The sequence below is a fragment of the Psychrobacter sp. AH5 genome (assembly GCF_040371085.1).
Lineage (GTDB): Bacteria > Pseudomonadota > Gammaproteobacteria > Pseudomonadales > Moraxellaceae > Psychrobacter.
The window spans coordinates 1535915-1556313 of sequence record NZ_JAMBMT010000001.1 but is presented as its reverse complement, the minus strand read 5'-3'; the positions used below and the strand labels follow the sequence as shown (position 1 = coordinate 1556313).

Annotated in this window: 13 protein-coding genes and 1 pseudogene; 5 read left to right on the top strand and 9 right to left on the bottom strand. The window is 44.7% G+C overall.

The annotated features are described in order from the left end of the window. Positions 1 to 40: 40 nt before the first annotated feature. Both M0N77_RS06540 and mrcB read right to left on the bottom strand, forming a co-directional pair. Positions 41 to 898, bottom strand: coding sequence for a tetratricopeptide repeat protein (locus tag M0N77_RS06540; RefSeq protein WP_353104435.1), 858 nt, complete (start codon positions 896 to 898; stop codon positions 41 to 43). 135 nt (positions 899 to 1033) lie between these two features. Then, positions 1034 to 3481: a penicillin-binding protein 1B gene (gene mrcB / locus M0N77_RS06535; RefSeq protein WP_353104434.1), complete on the bottom strand. Its 2448-nt coding sequence runs from the start codon at positions 3479 to 3481 to the stop codon at positions 1034 to 1036. A 349-nt stretch (positions 3482 to 3830) separates the two neighbouring features. Here mrcB and M0N77_RS06530 point away from each other — a divergent pair, with 349 nt between their 5' ends. Then, positions 3831 to 6647, top strand: a complete 2817-nt coding sequence (locus M0N77_RS06530; protein WP_353104433.1) for a heavy metal translocating P-type ATPase — start codon at positions 3831 to 3833, stop codon at positions 6645 to 6647. Positions 6648 to 6901: 254 nt separating this feature from the next. Here the strand turns inward: M0N77_RS06530 and M0N77_RS06525 are convergent, their stop codons facing one another. Then, positions 6902 to 7624, bottom strand: coding sequence for a Bax inhibitor-1/YccA family protein (locus M0N77_RS06525; protein WP_353104432.1), 723 nt, complete (start codon positions 7622 to 7624; stop codon positions 6902 to 6904). A gap of 364 nt (positions 7625 to 7988) precedes the next feature. Here M0N77_RS06525 and M0N77_RS06520 point away from each other — a divergent pair, with 364 nt between their 5' ends. Both M0N77_RS06520 and M0N77_RS06515 read left to right on the top strand, forming a co-directional pair. Then, positions 7989 to 9095 (top strand): NAD(+) kinase, encoded by a 1107-nt coding sequence (locus M0N77_RS06520; RefSeq protein WP_353104431.1) that lies wholly within the window; start codon positions 7989 to 7991, stop codon positions 9093 to 9095. 64 nt (positions 9096 to 9159) lie between these two features. After that, positions 9160 to 9471, top strand: coding sequence for a DUF1315 family protein (locus M0N77_RS06515; RefSeq protein ID WP_353104430.1), 312 nt, complete (start codon positions 9160 to 9162; stop codon positions 9469 to 9471). Between the two features lie 115 nt (positions 9472 to 9586). Here the strand turns inward: M0N77_RS06515 and M0N77_RS06510 are convergent, their stop codons facing one another. From M0N77_RS06510 to M0N77_RS06490, 5 genes and pseudogenes are all read right to left on the bottom strand, one after another. Further along, positions 9587 to 9961, bottom strand: coding sequence for a HopJ type III effector protein (locus M0N77_RS06510; protein WP_353104429.1), 375 nt, complete (start codon positions 9959 to 9961; stop codon positions 9587 to 9589). A 188-nt stretch (positions 9962 to 10149) separates the two neighbouring features. Then, positions 10150 to 10317 (bottom strand): annotated as a pseudogene (gene csrA / locus M0N77_RS06505) (carbon storage regulator CsrA); the annotation flags it as partial. 383 nt (positions 10318 to 10700) lie between these two features. Continuing rightward, complete coding sequence (locus M0N77_RS06500; protein ID WP_353104428.1) at positions 10701 to 11987, bottom strand: aspartate kinase; 1287 nt, start codon at positions 11985 to 11987, stop codon at positions 10701 to 10703. A gap of 269 nt (positions 11988 to 12256) precedes the next feature. After that, positions 12257 to 14929, bottom strand: coding sequence for an alanine--tRNA ligase (alaS, locus tag M0N77_RS06495; RefSeq protein ID WP_353104427.1), 2673 nt, complete (start codon positions 14927 to 14929; stop codon positions 12257 to 12259). A 160-nt stretch (positions 14930 to 15089) separates the two neighbouring features. After that, positions 15090 to 16751 carry a TIGR00341 family protein gene (locus M0N77_RS06490; RefSeq protein WP_353104426.1) on the bottom strand — a complete coding sequence of 554 codons (1662 nt, stop codon included), beginning with the start codon at positions 16749 to 16751 and terminating at the stop codon, positions 15090 to 15092. Between the two features lie 334 nt (positions 16752 to 17085). Here M0N77_RS06490 and M0N77_RS06485 point away from each other — a divergent pair, with 334 nt between their 5' ends. Further along, complete coding sequence (locus M0N77_RS06485) at positions 17086 to 17298, top strand: hypothetical protein (protein WP_353104425.1); 213 nt, start codon at positions 17086 to 17088, stop codon at positions 17296 to 17298. 151 nt (positions 17299 to 17449) lie between these two features. Here the strand turns inward: M0N77_RS06485 and M0N77_RS06480 are convergent, their stop codons facing one another. Beyond that, positions 17450 to 18838, bottom strand: coding sequence for a L,D-transpeptidase family protein (locus M0N77_RS06480; protein ID WP_353104424.1), 1389 nt, complete (start codon positions 18836 to 18838; stop codon positions 17450 to 17452). Positions 18839 to 19216: 378 nt separating this feature from the next. Between M0N77_RS06480 and prmB the strand changes: the two genes are divergently transcribed. Continuing rightward, on the top strand, positions 19217 to 20392 hold the full coding sequence (gene prmB / locus M0N77_RS06475; RefSeq protein ID WP_353104423.1) for a 50S ribosomal protein L3 N(5)-glutamine methyltransferase: 1176 nt from the start codon (positions 19217 to 19219) through the stop codon (positions 20390 to 20392). The last annotated feature ends 7 nt before the right edge of the window (positions 20393 to 20399 follow it).

Sequence of the window (20399 nt, the reverse complement as noted above, 5' to 3'; positions counted from 1 at the left end):
TTTATAAGTTCAATAAAAGTCTTGTAACCTAGCTTCATCGCTAGCGTAGCGCTTGCTGCGCCTCTTTGATAACGCGAGCATTATTTTGAGCCTGCCCAGATCTGAGGATAAGCTGCCATAGAGCGCGGCGACGACTAGCGTCTTGTGAGACAGTGAGGCCGCGACGAGCCATGGCTTCAGCTTTACGAGGCTGGTTTTTCTTTAGCGCCACTTGTGATAAATAAAAATAGACCGCCGAGGATCTAGGAGCTAAGCGCTGAGCCCGCGTAAAGCTACTTTCCGCCGCGCTAAGATTGCCAGCTTTTAGCTGAGAGGTGCCCATTTGCATAAGATTGCGAAACGCTGGCAAGTTGCTATTACTACTAGTAGATTGACGACTTTGCTGCTGCGAATTTTGTCGTGCCCGCTCCAATAGCTCGCTATGTGAGGGCAATGTGGGCTGCTGGGGGACAACGTAATCGCCTCTACTAGCTGGAGGAGTAATCACCGGCGGCAGCACGGTCTCAATAGCACTATCACTAGGCATCGGTGGTAATGATGAGCTATAAGTTGCAGGTTGCGAGCTGTTATCGTTATATAAAGCATCGTCATAGACAGGATAAGAAGGGGAAATCTCTTCTTCAGGCGCAGTATAAGGCTCAATAGGATAATCATCATCACTATAAGCTTCATAATAGCCTTGATCACCATCTCCAGACTGAGCCGTGCTAGTCACCGTTTGCTCTGAGCTAATCGGTTTTTGGCTAATCGCCGGGACAGAAGGCACAGTTTGGCAAGCCGTTAATACTAAAGCGGATAGCAAAATAGAAGCTAACAGCTTTAGATTTGAGGTCAGTAAGCGTAATTTAAAGAGTACTACGAATAAAGCGGGTGATTTTTGCGGTGCTAATATCGTCATGTCAAACCTGCTACCTTTACTTTACCTAATGTATTAATAATCTCATAATTAGCAGACTATCTACTCGATATTATAGCTAGTAGATTATACGGACTTAATCGGAGCTACTCAACATATCCTACCCATTCCTACCAATCAAAACCACTCAAGCGCTCGATCATACCAAGTATCTGCATTTCTCTCATCGCCGTTATTCTGTGTTTCTTCATCAGAGTTAACTTGCTGCTTATTATCTCCCGCTTCTGGCTGCGCAGGCTCAATACTAAACCCTTGCTCACGCGCGCGCTCTTGTTGATAAAGCTGCAAAGCACAATCACTAGCTTCTTTTGGCAGATAAGCCGACATCACGGGCAAATAGCGGGCGTTAGCGCATTTTTCATTAGACAGCTTGCCTGAGTTATTCTCAAGCCATAACCACTCGATACCTTCAGGCTCAGCCATCGCCACCGGTGTCAGTTTAAGCCTGCGCATATAATCCACCCAAACTGGTAGCGCTCCGGTACCACCGCTTAGACCAATAGGTTTATTATCATCGCGGCCTACCCAAACCACGCTGACATAGTTGCCACTATAACCGGCAAACCAAGCGTCGCGGTAGTCGTTAGTGGTTCCCGTCTTGCCGGCTATATTAAGGCTGCTACCCAAAGAATTGGCCCGGCGCCCAGTGCCCTCTTTTACCACTTGTTGCAAGGCATAGTTAGTCAAAAAGTTCGCTTCTGGCGGCAAGCTACGCTGGGTGTTTAGTCCGGTGCGCTGCAAAATACGACCGCGATCATCGATAACCGTCCGAATACTATGAATAGGAGTACGAAAACCGCCGGTGGCAAAGACTTGATAAACCCCAAGCATATCCATAGGGCTTAGGTTAACAGCGCCTAACAATGTTGAAGGGTAAGGCGGTATTTTCTCCTCAATGCCCATGCGGCGAAGCTGTTTGGCAAAGGTATCTAACCCAAATTCCATACCCAAACGTACCGCACTTTGGTTATAGGACTTGGCTAGGGCAGTCGATAAGGGCACAAAACCGTGATCACGGCCATCGTAGTTTTTGGGGTTCCAGTCGCCATCTTTTAGAGTAATAGTAATAGGAGAGTCATCTACGGAGCTGGCTAGGTTATAGCGGCCACTCTCAAGAGCGGTCATATAAATGATGGGTTTGAGCAATGAGCCTACCGGACGTTTGGCGTCTACTGCACGGTTAAAGCCAGTAAATTCGCTACCGCTACCGACCACAGAGACCAGCTCGCCGGTTTCAGGATTGGCACTGACTAAAGCCCCTTGCAGATCTTTGGTTTTGCTACTACTGCGGCGCAGCTCACCTAGCTTATTATCCACAGCCTTGTCAGCCGCTAGCTGGGCAATAGGATCGAGGGTACTGATAATGATAAGTCCTTCGTTTTTGAGATCATCTGAATAATAAACGTCGTTTAGCTCACGTTTGACAATGTCCAAAAAGTCAGGGAATTGGCTTTTGCCCTCGACAGGTTTATCGACTACGCCCAAAGATTTTTCGCTAGCAGCTTCAAACTCTTCTTGGCTTAGTGTACCCATAGCTTGCATATTGCTAAGCACTACGTTACGACGAGTTTTGGCCGCTTCGGGATGACGACGAGGGTTATAGACGCTTGGGCCTTTAGCCATACCCACTAGCATGGCTTGTTGATCCAAGCGTAGCTCGTTTAGAGGTTTGTTAAAATAAAACTGTGAAGCCAAGCCAAAGCCATTGATAGAGCGATTGCCGTTTTGACCCAAGTAAATCTCGTTTAGATAAGTTTGTAGTATCTCATCCTTGCTATAATGCAGCTCTAGCAGTACCGCCATCAGCGCCTCGTTGGCCTTACGCTTCATAGTACGGTCTGAATTTAGATAAAAGTTCTTTATCAGCTGCTGAGTGATGGTAGAGCCGCCTTGCATAGAGCCGCCCGAGAAGTTGTTGGCTACTGCTCGCGCGATGCCTCTTATTGAGATACCTTTATGCTCATAAAAACCGCGATCTTCGGTGGCAATTAGCGCGTCTATCAGTGGCTGTGGCACCTCGTCTAAAGAGACCACTAAACGATCTTCATTGCTATCTGGATAAATACCGCCAATACTGACCGGTTCTAGGCGAATAATACCGGTGTCATTTGGCTCAGTGCTCTGAATGCTTTTGATTTTTTTATTAGCAATAGTCATTTTTATGACTTGTTCTTTATCGACATCATTAGCGCTATAACTAAAGCCGCGAGTATGGATAAAGTAAGTGCTACCAGATTTATGGAAGCTACCGGTGCGATCATAATCTTTTTTATTTTGGTAATTTAGCAGCTCAAGCCAAGTTTTCATCGTCTCATTATCGACGTTAGCCCCTTGGTATAATTCAAGCGGCTGCGAGTAAACCTTGGCTGGAATATCCCAACGTTTGCCTTCAAACTTATGGGTAATAGTACGATCAAGCTTGATCAGATACAGGGCTAATAAAACCATAGCCACGATGACAATGATTAGCAAAATACTGCTAAAAACAATCCCGCCTTGTTTTGAGGGCAGGGAGCTTATCACCCGTTTTGGTGACTGCAGCTTAGTAAGATTAGGTTTTTGCACTGATAACACACCGTTTTGACATAAAAAAACTGCCTCATAATGACGCAATTTAACAAATTTTTCAATCTATCATCTCAGCTTAAGCGTTTATAACTTAGATTCGCTAAACCGTTATAATAAATGAGCTTAATAACACTAGTATGGAGATTGGATAGATTCTGAGCAGGGGTACGTTTTGAAGGTTTGATACGTGTTAATAGTAAAAGGGGCTTTTAAATGCTCAGCCACTTTTAATATTGATTATAGCTGCCATATAAGATAATGGCTTGTGCCTATGTTTATTATGTTTTTTATATGAAATCGTAACCTACTTGTCCAACAGATAAGTCTGTCAAAAATAAGAGCGACTATGTCCAGTTCTTTTACATCATCCTCCAAGTACTCCTCCGCGTCTGATGCTCGATACGAGGATAACTCTATCATCGAAGGCTTAGTGTTGCCCCCGGCTGAGCACTGTTTTCACTGCGGTGATCCGGTACCCAAGCCCCCATTTCACGCACAGATATTAGGAGAGTCGCGTGAGATGTGCTGTATGGGTTGTCAATTGGCGGCTCAGAGTATCGTTGAGACTGGACTTGAGCAGTATTATTTGGATCGCTCGGAGATTAACCGTACCGCTAGCCTGCCAACTCAGCTGACGCGCCTCGAAGCTTATGATCATGATGAGATTAAGTCGCAGTTTGTTTATGCGCAAGATGGCTTGTCAGTCGCTGAGCTCTCGGTCAATAATTTGCGCTGCGCCGCTTGTACATGGCTGATTGAGTCGCGCTTGTATGAGATTAATGGCATCGATAAGTGTCAGGTCAATCTGACCAATCAGCGTATGCGCGTCATTTGGAATGAGGACAAGCTGCCGATTAGTCGTATTTTGGCAGTCATTAATGAGATTGGTTACGAGGCCAAACCTTATCGGCAAGATACTCATGAGGCGATGCTCGCTCGTCATAATAATCAGATGCTATTAAGGCTCGGTATCGCTGCATTGGGCTCTATGCAAGCGATGATGTATGCGGTGGCGATTTATTTTGGTGAATATAGCGACATGTTGGTCTTTCAGCGTGACTTTTTGCGCTGGGTGTCGCTATTTGTCAGCATTCCGGTGTTCTTTTATGCTGGCGTGCCGTTTTTTACCTCCGCATGGGCGGCGATTCGGGCGCGTCAAGTCAATATGGATGTGCCAGTCAGTGTCGCTTTAATAGTGACTTTTTTCGCCAGCCTCTATGCCACGGTGACTGGACAAGGGGAGACCTACTACGACTCGGTTAGTATGTTTATCTTCTTCTTATTGGCAGGACGCTATATCGAGCACAATGCCCGTCTAAAAGCGGCCACGATGGCGAACGATCTAGTAGTGGTTGAGCCGATACTGGTCCAAAAAATCGCTGAGGACAAAGCTTCTGCTAATCATATTTTAGAGCGTTTGGACAGTTTGCAGCAATCAGAGCCGTTACCGGAGCAGCAGGTCAGTGCATTGCCTAACTTTAAGCAAACTATGGACGCCAGCGTTAAGCAGCTGACCGAAGAGATTGCTTTAGCCTGGCAACAATCAACCGCTGCGAGTGAGGCTTCTACTGATTCATCTATAGCGAATAAAATGGTCACCGCCCACAGCTTGCAAGTAGGCGATATCATTATGGTTGAAGCTGGTGCTGAGATCATCAGCGATGGTATCTTACTTAGCCCAACCGCTACTGTGTCACAAAGCTTGCTTACTGGTGAGGGCGACTTAATCATCAAGCGTCAGGGCGATTATATCGTTGGCGGCGCGCAAAACGACAGTCAGCCATTTGAGATGCTAGTGACGGCCTTGCCAGAAGACAGCCAAATGGGGCTGATCGATCGGCTAATGAACCGCGCTATGAGTGAAAAGCCCAAACTCGCTCAGCAAGCCGATAAGCTCGCGCGTTGGTTCGTGGCACGTATTTTGGTGTTATCGGTACTGGTATTTATTGGCTGGTACATTGTTGATCCAAGCCAAGCTATTTGGGCGACGGTGGCGGTATTGGTCGCTACTTGTCCTTGCGCCTTGTCTCTAGCAACACCGATTGCCTTGACGGTGGCGACCAATAGGTTGGCGAGCTATGGCTTTTTGACCACGCGTGGTCATACGCTACAAACTCTTGCTGAGATTACTCATGTAGCTTTTGATAAGACCGGCACGCTTACCTTTGGTAAGCCGAACTTATTGAATATTGAGCTATTAACTTCTGCTGCAGCGTTTAATAGGTTAACTCAAAACAAGGCTAGCTTAATTGAAAAAAAGACAAAGGTTAGCACGGCAACGGACTACCAAGACCAGCTATTATCGATAGCAGCAGCGCTTGAGGTCGGTAGTCGTCATCCCATTGCTCACGCGCTACTTACCGCCGCTTATCAGCTGCATCTGCCTGCCACCCAAGATCTGCAGCATTATCCAGCGGGCGGTGTTGAGGCGATGATTGATGGGGTGCTATACCGTATCGGTCATGCCGAGTTCGCTATGGACACGGCTAATAGCAATGGCCGTTCGCAAACGTTAGATATTGATTTACTTACTCATCGAGCCAGTTCCGCGGTAGTATTATCTTGCCAAGCGCTCGTGGATGATACGGCTAATAGCGAGCCTAGTTGGCAAGCGCTCGCCTGCTTTTATTTCAATGATAAAGTTCGCGATAGCGCCAAAGCGACCCTTGATAGCCTCAAAGAGCTTGGTATAGAATCTATCATGTTGACCGGAGATCCTAGTCCGCAAGCGCTAGTCATGGCGGACTCTTTGGGTATGTCGGCTGCTTTCAACGGTCTGTCACCAACCGATAAAGTCAATCATATCCAGCAGCTACAGAGCGAAGGAGGGGTGGTATTGATGGTCGGTGATGGTATCAATGATGCGCCAGTACTGGCAGCCGCTGATGTTTCTACCTCAATTGCTGGCGCGGCAGATCTTGCGCAAGTCTCAAGCGATAGTATTATTCTAAATGGTCAAATCGAAGCTATTAAGTCTGCGAAACATATCGCTAATAAGACTGAGCGCATCATCAAACAAAACTTCCGCTGGGCGCTCGGCTATAACGGCATCGTCTTGCTGCCAGCTATCTTCGGTTATGTGCCGCCTTGGCTTGCCGCTATCGGTATGTCGCTAAGCTCATTGTTGGTAGTACTAAACGCTTTACGTCTCAAACGGGCTTAAATTATCGATTGTAAAATCAACCCACTATAAAATAAATGCAGTGCTGCTGGGATGAATTTTATGCAGCATCGAAACAGCGTAGACACAGCACGCAAGTAAAATTTATACCAGTAGCACGCTGTAATAGCTGCATTCTTTTTAATTAGGATTTACTATAGTTTGGATCTAAAGCCTAGACCATAAAAAACCGCCTGCTAGCTATAACAGGCGGTTTTGCTTTTAGTTTCAAAATTGAGTAGCGAGAAACTTTGAAGTTAGTCTTGTAAGTAGCTAAGCAAACGCATAAATTCAATATACATCCACACTAGCGTTGCCAAAATACCAATACTAAATAACCACTCGTAATCTTCTGAGATACCAGCCGCTACGCCCCGATCAATATTATCAAAATCAAGCAGTAGCGTAAAAGAGGCGATAACAATGACAAATAAGCTAAAGCCGATAGCGATAGCGCCGCCTTCAAACAAGAAAGGCAAGCTTGAACCAAAAGCCAAAGACAGTATCCACTGAGCGACATACACTAGCATAATAGCGATAAGCGCTGAGGTGACAATCGAGCGAAACTTCTCAGTGACTTTGACTAAACCCGAGCGATAAAGCCCTAACATGACCGCGGCGGTGACAAAGGTCGCACACATAGCCGTAACTGGCACACTTGGGTACATTCTCATAAAGAACAATGAGATACCGCCCAAAAATAGCCCTTCAAGCAAAGCGTAAGGGATAGCTAAAGTTTTGGCTTTTTTGGGTTTAAACGTCATAAAGATAGCTAAGCCAAAAGCGGCAAACATGCTACCAAAGGCTACCATAGTGATAAAGCCTTGTGATAATCCTGCCATTAGCGCGTAGAAGAAAAAGCCTACACCTGTGATAGCAGCCAGTCCAAGTAATAGACTGGTCTTTTGTATTACACCCTTGACGGTCATTGGCTCGCCGCCGATCGCAAATTCTGCGCGACTGACAATAGGATTGGCCATACATATGTCCTTAATATAAAATAGTATAAAGTAACGCTACTTTAGCAAAACCGCTATCATTGTCAACTGCCTTTGCGTGAGCGCTATTAGCTCTCAGCACTAGTATTGATGGGTTATAGCTCGAATTGAGCATCGACTAAAGCACTAACGACAAACTCGCTCTTTATAAGAGAGATAAGCAGTGCTATCAGCCTGTTAAAGTAAGCGTTTGATAGTCTATAGATGGGGCCGATTACCACAGTTAACAACGCTTATTAAAAAAACATGCTAGTTTAACGACTCATTTATCGCTATCATTAGCCTAATAATTGATGCCATCGCATCATTCACCATTGCACCTCTTTAAGTTTGGTCGAGTCGCTTTATGGAAAACTCTGCGCAGTCAGAACGATTGCCACACTTGCACGAATCAGAATTATTTCATGCTATAAAAAACCCAGCCTTTCGCCGTATTGGTCTGATGGGACGCGCCGGTAAACGTAGCGTTATTCAAAGTCTTATTCAAGTGGCGAATACCGTCAATGAGATGAATCTGACGCTAATTATGGATGTGCAAACCGCTAATCTGCCGACGCTGAATTTGGTGGATATCGAAAAGGTAAAAATCGTTAAGCGTAGTTTGATTGGCGAGATTTGTGATTTAGTCATAGTAGTCGGCGGTGATGGCTCTATCTTGCATGCTGCCGAAGCTTTGGCGCGTTACCGAGTGCCGGTACTGGGAGTCAACCGCGGTCGCCTTGGATTTTTGGCTGATGTCAAACCCAATGAAGTGGCTTTTAAATTACGGCAAGTATTGATGGGCGATTATCAGCTTGATCATCGGTTTTTATTGACGATGGAGATTCGAGAAGGCGACAACATTCTTCACGAAGATATGGCATTGAACGATATCGTGCTACATGCTGGTAAATCAGTGCACATGATCGACTTTCAGATGAAGATTGATGGTCAAGATGTCTATCGTCAACACAGTGATGGCTTGATTGCCGCTACACCTACAGGCTCAACCGCCTATGCGCTCTCAGGTGGCGGGCCTATTATTCATCCAAGTATGGACGCTATTTGTCTGGTGCCCATGCATCCGCACACCTTATCGAGCAGGCCGATTGTGGTCAGCGGTAATAGTGAGATTTGTATTCGTATTCATGAGGACAATCGTACCCAGCCGATGGTAAGCGCTGATGGTAAGCCAAGTGTGCCGCTTGAACAAGACCAGCGCCTCTATATTCGTAAGCATCCTGATAAGCTAACATTATTACATCCTCCTGGCTTTGAGTTTTATGAAGCCTGCCGCACCAAGCTGCACTGGAACGTCCATGCCGAAGAGTTTAGTTTAGATAGCGATGACGATGATGATATTGAGGATGTGGCAGATATAGTAGACTCTGAGAGTGCAGATATTGCTAACATTGAGTTTAATGACAATACTAGCGGTTATGGTGCTGATGACGATAGCGAGAGTCCGCGATGATGATAATTTGTCATAACAAAATTAGCCAAAAACGCTTATAGATAGCTAGAGGAGAGTAGGTAAGATGAATAAAGAGACAATACTAGCCAGTTTGACCCCTGAGATAGTCGATAAATTTCGGGTAGCGATTGAGATTGGTAAATGGCCAGATGGTCGACCGCTAAGCGCTGAGCAGCGCGAGACTTGTATGCAAGCGGTGATGGTATGGGAGCATGAGCATCTGCCGCCCGCTGAACGTGTGGGTTATATTCATAAACCTGTCAAAGATGATGGTACTATTGTGGGCGCTGAATGTGATGTTGAGCACGAGCACCATTATCCCAATATGCCAAATCCTAAAGGCGCTATTCAGCCGGTTAAATTTAGAGATAAGTAGCAATAAGCTGACTATCTTATTAAAACTAGACAGATACTAAAAATCCACGCTATAGCGTGGATTTTTAGTCATTAAAATTATAAATGTTAAAGCCTATAAACCAAAGGTGATGTATCTACAGTGCCGTTGTATCAACCGTTGGACGCGGCGTTAGTGGGTTTTTTTGCATCAAAAATCCCTGCCAGCCCCAATGTAAAAAGTTACGGATATTGGCGTGATCAGTACCGTTAGGAGTCGCTTGCACCTTATCAAAATGCTCACCAAATAGTCTAAGCGTATCAAGCTGACTGAGTTTGTGATGCTTAGCAAAGCCAAAAATTTTGGCGATACCTTCATTTTCGCCAGCAGCATTGTGCAGCATACCGTTGACAAAAGGTGCTGGGGTATAACGATAAAAATCATCGATAAAGCTGATAACATCGTTAAAACCTAAAGCTTTTTTATTCAAGCCATTAAGCAGGGCCGAGACGTCTGATTGGCGGATGCTCATAGTAGGTGACCTCAAAGCAAATTAAAGGGATAGAAATGAATAGCTGATAGTGATAGTGGTCAATAAACCATTAGCTATAAGCTATCAAGCTCTAGTTTAGCAATTAACATTTAACGATTAAAATAATCTTCATCATCAAAAGACGGCGCAAAACTACCTTGCTCAAGATGCTGCATTTGTGATTGTACCGTACGCTCTTGTTGAATGCGCTGATAGATCTCTTCGCGATGTACCGCGATATCTTTTGGAGCATTAACCCCAATACGGACTTGATTGCCCTTGACGCCCAAAACCGTCACACTGACTTCATCGCCAATCATTAAAGTTTCGCCCACACGGCGAGTCAAAATTAACATGCGTCACGCTCCTTATGTCGCAATAAAAAATTAATACTTCTCATATTACTTCTCAATTACTAAATATCACTGAATAAATCACTAGCAGACTATGGTTTAGCCTAAATCGTCTAAAATAGCCGCTAATAAAATTATAAATCTCATTTGCCCAAATGAACGACCCATTATAAGTGCCATAACTCAAGCTGTCACGGATTTTAACAATACTACAAGGTAAAGTATCATTTATAGAGAGTATCGGTCAGTATTTGGGTATTAATAATATAAAAAACAGAACCTATAAAGGTTCTGTTAGGGTGTTAATTAGTCTTACAATAATCAATAGCTTAAATTTATTAGCCAAATAGTCACCATAAGGCTAAATGGCTAAATCTGTAGAATAATTATTGGCCAGCTACCTGACTATCCCCATCCGCGCGATCAAGACCAAAAGCAGTATGTAAGGATTTGACCGCTTTTTCTAGATGTTGATCTTGAATCAGTACAGAGACTTTGATCTCACTGGTCGATATCATCTGAATATTGATATTGTTTTCAGCTAAAGTTTGAAACATAAGGCTAGCAACGCCGGCATGTGAGCGCATACCGACACCTACCAAAGAGACTTTGACCACCTCACTATTACCAAGTATTTCTTTAGCGCCAATCTCATCTTTGACTTCATCATTGAGTACTTTCATCGCTTTATCTAAGTCAGTGCGATTGACGGTAAATGTGAAATCAGTGGTGCCGCCGGTCGATAGATTTTGGACAATCATATCGATCTCGATATTAGCGCGGCCAATAGGAGTGAGGATTGCAGAGGCAATGCCAGGGTGATCCGGGACGCCGCGCACGACAATTTTTGCCTCGTCACGGTTAAAAGCGATACCTGAGATAATTGCCTGTTCCATACTGTCTCCTTCATCTATGGTAATTAAAGTACCCACGTTGTTTTTAAAGTCGTCATCAAAGCTGCCATCGTTATTGTCATCAAAGCTCGATAACACCCGCAGTGGTACGCCGTACTTGCCAGCGAACTCTACGGAGCGGATTTGCAAGATTTTGGAGCCAAGGCTCGCCATCTCTAGCATCTCCTCAAAGGTGATTTTTTTGAGCTTTTTCGCTTTTGAGGTGACACGTGGATCAGTGGTGTAGACGCCATCGACGTCAGTATAAATTTGACATTCATCAGCGCCAAGAGCTGCTGCAATAGCGACGCCGGTCGTATCTGAGCCGCCGCGCCCTAAGGTGGTGATATTGTCATGCTCGTCTATGCCCTGAAAGCCTGCGACAATCACCACGTTACCGGCATCGAGCTGCTCGCGAATATTTTTGTCATCTATGCTTTGAATACGGGCTTTGTTGTGTGAGGTATCAGTCTTGATGGCGACTTGACGGCCGGTCATAGAGCGCGCGCCAATCCCAAGCTCTTGAATAGCCATAGCCAGTAGAGAGATTGATACTTGCTCGCCGGTTGAGACCATCTGATCGTACTCGCGCGGATCAGGCTGATTGCTAATTTGACGCGCTAAATCGATTAGACGGTTGGTTTCACCGCTCATGGCGGATACTACTACGACTATTTGGTGACCGTTATCGTGCCAACGTTTGACGCGTTTGGCTACGTTTTTGATACGGTCAATACTACCCATTGACGTGCCGCCGTATTTTTGTACTATTAACGCCATAAGAATTTACCTGTTATTCATCAATTATCGATTGTTAGCGCTCATCAAAACTCATTAATATTTTAATTCACGTTAATAATGATAAAACCATATTATTATTGAAACGCTGACCTTTATACCATACTAGCGCTACAAATTTAAGCCACCATAGCGCTTAGATATATGGCAATTAATTATCAATGCTATAACCAACTGCCATCAACTACCTCTAAAGTTTAATTTGCCTTATAAAAGTGCTTTCAATTTACCAAGGCTAACTTAGTAAAATCTTAGCCAAGCTGATCGGCAATCCAAGCAGGTAGCGCGGCTATTACAGCATGGGTATTCGCCGCTTTTGGCGCGCCGCCTTGCGCGTAGTCAGGCTTACCGCCGCCTTTACCGCCAAGCTCGCCCGCTAAGTGACGAATAATATCACCAGCTTTGATACGCGCGGTCATAGACTTAGCCACGCTAGCTGCTAGAGCTAACTGCTCGTCTTTATCGCCTAGTAGCACGATAATGCTATCAGGAAGCTTGGACTTGATATCATCCATCAACGGTCGAATCGATTTGCCATCAATACCGCTTAGAGTGCTGATAAGTACTGGCGTTCCGGCAATGGTTTGCACTTCACTGAGTAAATCGGCCGCTTGGGCGCTGGCAAGCTTTTGCTGTAGACGCTCAAGCTGCTTCTCTAAATCGCGCTGCTTGTCCGCCATGGTTTGTACGCGCTCAGCAACCTCTGGACGTTTGACCTTTAGCTGGCTTGCTAGAGTGCTTAGCTGCTGATCATTTTGCTGCACGTATTTGATAGCGCCCATTCCCGTGACGGCCTCAATCCGGCGAATACCAGCAGCGATACCTGACTCGCTAGTGATCTTTAATAGGCCAATATCGCCTGTACGCTCAACGTGCAAACCGCCGCATAGCTCAATAGAGAAGGGCTGACGCTTGTCATTGACTATCTTTTCGGTACCCATCGTTAATACGCGAACATCTTTACCGTACTTCTCGCCAAATAAGGCCACTGCGCCTTTTTCCATCGCTTCATCGATAGCCATATTCTCAATACAGGCTGGCGTATTGGCTTGGATTTGTTCATTAACTAAGCGCTCAATTTGAGTAAGTTGCGCGGCACTGACTGGCTTATCATACGCAAAGTCAAAACGCAGCACTTCGCTTGAGACTAGCGAGCCTTTTTGACTGACGCTATCGCCAAGTATTTGCCGTAGTGCGGCATGTAAAAGATGCGTCGCTGAGTGGTTTTTGGCACTAGCAGCACGGATACTCGATAGCACTTTTGCCTCAGCTGATTGACTGGCCTCAATCGTGCCCATGCTGACCACGCCATAATGGATAATGGCTTGGCCGGACTCTTTAGTATCTTGTACGGTAAAGACGCCGGTTGACGTTGAGATCTCACCCAGCTCACCGACTTGGCCGCCGCCCTCAGCATAAAAAGGCGTGCGATCAAGCACAATAACGCCCTCAGAGCCTTCTTCTAATGTTCCAATCGGATTACCATCTTGGTACAGAGCGATGATAGTGACGTTGTCATCATTTAACTGCTCATAACCGATAAACTCGGTTGGCGTATCTACTTGAATAACGCTACTATAATCGACATCGAACTTGCCAGCATCACGAGCGCGATCGCGCTGTGCTTGCATGTGTTCATCAAACTCTTCTTCGTCAATGATGATACCGCGCTCACGAGTGATATCAGCAGTCAGATCAAGCGGGAAACCATAAGTATCATACAGCTTAAAAGCAGCCGCACCTGAGAGCGTATCGCCGTCTTGTAAGGCTTCAAGCTCAGTAGCAAGCAGACGTAGGCCTTGGGCAAGCGTCTTGGCAAATTGCGCTTCTTCTTTTTGAATCGCCGTTTCAATCACGCTTTGCTTAGCTTTTAATTCAGGATAGGCGTCGCCCATCTCACGGACTAAAGGCGCGACCATCTTATAAAAGAAATCACTCTCAGCGCCAAGTTTATTGCCATGACGGACCGCACGGCGAATCACTCGGCGCAGTACATAACCGCGTCCTTCATTACTTGGCAGCACCCCATCAGCGATCAAAAAGGCAACCGCACGAATATGATCGGCAATCACCTTTAAGGAGGATTGCTGCTCATTCTTAATCTGCAAAATAGCAGCGGCAGCATCCATCAAATGAGTAAATAGATCGATCTCATAGTTGCCGTGCACGCCTTGCATAATGGCGCTAATACGCTCAAGCCCCATACCCGTATCGACACTAGGCGCGGGTAGTGGCAGCATCGTGCCATCTTTTTGACGATTAAACTGCATAAACACGCAGTTCCAAATCTCGATATAACGATCGCCGTCTTCCTCAGGAGTACCAGGCAGGCCGCCTTCGATATCAGCGCCATGGTCATAAAACACTTCGGTACAAGGGCCGCAGGGACCGGTATCACCCATGGTCCAAAAGTTGTCAGAGGCATAAGGCGCGCCTTTATTATCACCGATACGAATAATACGCTCCGCTGGCAAGCCAATCTGATCATGCCAAATATCAAAGGCTTCATCGTCAGTCTCGTATATCGTGACATACAGACGATCTTTATCGATAGCCAGCCACTCTTTTGAGGTCAAAAACTCCCAAATATAAGCAATACCAGCCTCTTTAAAATAATCACCAAAAGAGAAATTTCCTAACATCTCAAAAAAAGTATGATGACGCGCAGTATAGCCGACATTATCAAGATCGTTGTGCTTGCCGCCAGCGCGAACGCATTTTTGTGAAGTGACCGCTCGGGTATAATCGCGCGGCTCTAAACCCAAAAAGGTCTCTTTGAACTGATTCATCCCAGCATTGGTAAACAGTAACGTTGGATCATTATGCGGAATTAGGCTCGATGAGGAGACAGGGGTGTGCTCTTTGCTCACAAAAAAATCAATGAAAGCTTGACGAATATCGGCTGTTTGATGTGGCTGGCTCACAGCGGCTCCTTAATAAACAATGGTATTAGCGGTTTTGAGACAATTAAAACAGCGTTTAAATCGTCATAGAATATATAAATTTGCTCGCGATTTTAGCACATACTGCGGGTATTGAACATTCGCAAATAGTCACTGTTAGGGCTGATAATAAAGGTAGAAGCTAATTGGTCAAAATAGCCGCATCGGTTTTATCAAGCTTATCGGTCACTAGCGGATTGGCCTCAATCACTTGCACGGGCAAATAGCGCAGTTGTAGCTTTATTGGCAGATAGTCTGGAAAGTTGGCTGCCATATTTTCACTAATGATTGCCTCAATTTGGCGCACATCATAGGAGCTGGGAGTAGTCTCACCGCGAATAACCGCCCGCACTATTTGATTTTCATCTGAGGTGTCAAACTGAGTATTAGTTAGCACATTGCCTTTATCAATAAAGTAGCTACTTATAGCCTCTTTGGTACTGCTCTCAAACACTTGCTGCTTGGCATTGGTTTGCAGATTGATACTCAAATAAGTACCCAGGCCAGCAAGCAATAATAAAGTCACCGCGTTACGGCGTAAAAAAGTTAAGTAGGTGCTTGATTTATAATCATCATCGATTAAGCGGCGAAAGCCTAGCAGCCAAAGCACTAACGCATTGGTAAATTGAATAGCGATAATGTTAGTAATAGCCAGTAGCAGCGCCCCAAAGCCAAGCTGCATCTCGCCATGAGCAAATAAGATACCACTAGCGGCGAGTGGCGGTACTAAGGCTGTTGCGACCGCCACGCCAACCACGGCCACCGACAAGTGCGGCGACACCATTGCATAAGCACCTGCAGTGCCGCCTGCTAAGGCTATCATCAAATCCATAGAAGTGGGCTGAGTACGAGATAAGATCTCAGCGGTCAAAGGCTGCTCGTTATGCAGCAGACCAATCAAAAATCCGACAATTACCACCAAAGAGACGCCTGCTACTACCGTAAATAGTGACTTCCACAGTAGCGGCATACGGTGGTCAATAATAGCTAATGCTACGCCAGTGATGGGCCCTAACATCATCGCCACTAACATCGCGCCGATCACTACCGCAGCTGAGTTGGTCACTAAGCCATAGCTTGCGATAATAGCCGAGAGAATGTTCATAATAAAGTACATTTTACTCGGTAGCGCATTGGCCTCAATTTTGACCCGTACTTCTGGATAATCTACTTTTTGATTGCTAAATTGCTCAGCGACAAACTGTTTGTAAGACTCAAGTTTGGCTTCTTTTTTGTCCTTTATATCATCACTCGCGCTATCGTCCGTGTCCGTGTCCGTGTCCGTGTCCGGCACTGGCTCGGCGTCATTTTCGCTCTTTTTGGGATTATTAGTACCATTGCCCGCACTGATAACAGTGGTATCGCTGTCAGTCTCTATGGCGCTATCGTCAGCATTACGGGCTAAAGCTGCTAAATTATCCGCTTTATTTTCTTTGATAACTTGCAACTCAGCGCTATCTGGATAAGCAGTTTCAGGAGGGCTATTTTCAACAGTGACCAAAACCTCTTCTTCACTAATAGCCGTCAGCGTCGCTTTTGCTTCAGGATAATAAATCTTAGCCTCTTTTGAGTGACTATCGTCTTCGTTATGAGGGTCTTGTGCTTGCTCATCATTGGAGTTAGTGGTTGAATCGGCATTTTGTGAGTCATTTTCTAAAGCGTTGCTTTTTAATACGCAACATTCTGGAAAGTCACCGTCTAGAAAATTTGAGCTTTGATTTTGCTCAGCTACCGATGAGGCTGAGCCATTGCTATCATCTTTAATAGCTGCTGCTGGCGAGGTAATGTCAAGTTTTGAGGTCATAGGAATTGAGCTTTCTTAAAGATGAAGAGAAAGTCATATTGTAAAGATAATTATATAGAAGGGTACAGGTTTTTATTACTAGAAAGATAAACAGGCAAGCTGTAAGAAATGATCAAAACTAGAATAGTTTTTGTGAGAGAACCGCTTTAATAAATAGCTTTAGCACAGAATTTTTAAGCTTTTTTAGTTCGGCAGATAACTCCCTAATAATAGCATGGTTTTTTCTAGTAGTCAGTTAATTTTACTGGCTTTGGAGTCCAAAATAAATACTTACTAATTTTGTGGTTTTAAGGTATAAAGTAACTATACCCACACAAATTATAAGGATTGCATTATGAACTGGCCATTATTCTCCGTTATCTACTCTATTGCCGCTACTGTCATCGTTGGAGTATTTATGATCGCCGCTTTAGTGACAGGATGGAATCAAATCCCTCACATCCAAATAGCAATAGCCGTAGGGTTGGTAGTTTCTATCCCGTTTGGGATATTGTTTACCAAAAAAGTAGGTAGCATTACGGGTAATGAAGAAGGCTATAAAGCCTAAAGACTTTTTAGCAAAGTCCAGCTTGTAGACTTAGTAGCTTGTAGACTTAGTACTATCCTTAAAATTACCAAATCCATTTCTGCATAATATAAAAAAACAGCACCTTTTAAGATGCTGTTTTTTTATTATTAAACCTTTCATTCAAAGTCGTTTACTGTAGCTCAACAGTCGCGCCATTTTCGATATTGGCATAAACCTCTAATACGTCCCAGTTGGTTAGACGTACACAACCTGCTGACGCTTGACGACTGATACCTTCAGGCTTCGGCGAGCCGTGGATACCATAAGAGGGTTTTGAGAGTCCCATCCATACTACACCTACTGGGCTGTTAGGGCCTGGCGGTAGCATGTGTACTTTTTTGTCGCTACCTTCACCGACCGTCGCTTTGTACCATGGCATTTTTACTTTATTAACAATCTTAAAGCTGCCTTGCGGTGAGGGTGTGCTAGTACTACCGATAGTAGTTGGATAAGCTGCTACTAACTTATCGCCGTTATAGGCATATAGAGTTTTGTCAGCTTTATTAGCGACCACGCGATTGATACGCTGGTTTAGCGGGCCACGATTATTCAAGACAGTGATAGTTTCGCCCACTTTGTAGCTTTTATTCTTATTAAGCTTATCAAGATAACGAACATCCATATGGAAACGCTCGCCTAACATCTCCTTAATGTCTTGGTAGTACAGGCCTTTGACTTTTGACTTAGCTTCTGAGCTTGAGGGCAGAGGTGCAAAGTTGGTTTTTACATCCTCTTCGGTGATGGTATAAGTTACCAGTACTGGCTTGTTAGCAGGAATATTTTTAATCAAAGCATTCCAAGTTTTTTGATCCATCTTACCTGTCGCTGGCAGACCTTTCATGTTTTGGAAATTGACCAAAGCTTTTTTACTGTTCATACCCCAGCCGCCATCGATAGGACCAGGCGAGGCGTGATTCCAATCTAACAAAGCTTGTAGTTTGATGGTCATCGCTGAATTGACATTCATGTTTGGCGACCAAGTGGCGCTGTTGACTTGTTTGGCATAATTAGACAAGTTCAGCGTGGTATATCTTTTACCGTCTTTATCCTCGATGCTCTTGATAGCAGAGTTGTCACCGATATTTTGTAATTGAGCATTATCTGTCACCTCAAAATTTGCGGTGTCAGTGCTAGTCTCAGGACCTGCAACAGCTTGACCTTCACTAATGTCATCAGTGCTATCAGATTGCTCATCTTTTAAGGTTAGCTCTTCTACGCTCATGTTGTCAGCGGCAACGACATTTGCTTGACTAGCACGTTTACTATCAATGAGCTGCCCCATACTATCCGCTGCCGGCGGGCGTTTGGTTTGCGCTTTATTAGGCTTAATCGCCTCAGTAGGTAAAGTAATACGGGTATTGCCATCATCGATTGAGCTGCTACGACTCTCCTCGACATTTACACCCGATAAGCTAGAGATGCTCGGTAGATTATCTGCAGGTGCAGCAAAAGCACTGATACTGGCACTTAAGCTAAGAGTAGCAATCGATATAGCGGAAACAATAGGTTTTATTTTCATAATATACAGTCACAAATTGAAGGTTACGATTGGGGTATTATGCTCATAATCTGGACGCTTCGCAAACTTTTGACACATCTTTTTGTAGTAATCGCTTGCAAGACGTCAGCTGTTGACGTATCGCTAACAACAGCGTAATAATCTGGCTATAATCTAACGATGATATTGCTTAGAAACTAGCCCTAGCAATTTTTTGGTAAGATATAATTTATAAAGATAGCTCTATATTGGCGATGCTTAAATTTATGTTTAGTGCAGCAGGTTTTGTGCCAGTAAATGTGATGGTAGAGTGGGGTATTGATTGGCGTCATAGGCGGTTTACGTCTATAATGCGATGAATAAAGTTTACGCTAGCAAACAAATTATAAAAGAGGCATTATGTCAGACGAGCAGATAATCAGTGCAGAAGAGTTCCAAAAACAAAGCCAACATCAGTATGACTATAATGGGGATCATTTATCTGATGATGATTTTGATGGCGACGATACTGAGCATGGCCAATTCGCCAATTTTCATAGCGAGCTTGAAGAGGCGCGTCAGCAGCTAGTCACTATTCGCGACTTTATCCGCTTTTGTGTCACCCAATTACGTAATTATGATGTTGTGGTCGCACAAGGCACGACTGATGAGTTCGCTGAAGCTTCTGCTATCGTTTTGCATTCTTTATCACTCGATTGGTCAGCCAATGAGCAAATATTAGATTGCCGTTTGACCTCATCGGAGAAACAGTCAGTACTTGAGCTATTAGAGCAGCGTATTAGCGATCGTAAACCTTTAAGCTATCTGATTAACCTAGCTTATTTCTGTGATCTGCCTTTTTATATAGATGAGCGCGTGCTGATTCCACGCTCGCCGATAGCTGAGCTTATTCGTCAACAATTCTATCCTTATTTTGATGTTAATGAGCTAGCACAGCCTGTTGGTATCAAGACTGGCGAGGCATCAGCTAAGTTTTTTGAGCATGGGCTTGAGATGAAACAATTAACCCAGCCTGAGCGTATCTTGGATCTGTGTACCGGTTCTGGTTGTATTGCTATTGCCTTGGCGACGCGTTTTGTTGATGCTTTGGTGGACGCCGCTGACATTGATAAAGGCGCGCTTGAGGTGGCGATGGTCAATGTCGATCACCATGATTTGGGTCATCAAGTCAACGTTATTGAATCGGATTTATTTAGTAAGCTGCCAAGCGATAACCAATATGAGCTTATCGTGACCAACCCGCCTTATGTCGATGCCGCTATCATGGCAGATCTGCCGCCGGAGTTTTTGTATGAGCCTGAGCACGCGCTAGCAGCAGGTCAGGATGGTCTTGATTTGGTCCATAGAATTTTATTTGAAGCAGCTGATTATCTAACCCCTGAAGGTCTGCTAGTCTGCGAAGTGGGCGATAGCGAATGGGCGCTGATGCAAGCTTATCCTGATATTCAGTTTGATTGGCTCAAGTTCGCTCATGGCGGCCATGGTATCTTTGCTATTAGCTATGCTGAGCTAATGGAGCATCGTCAAGCCTTTGCTCATTACGTGCAGTTGTTAGAGGCTAATAACGCTCAATAGGCATATC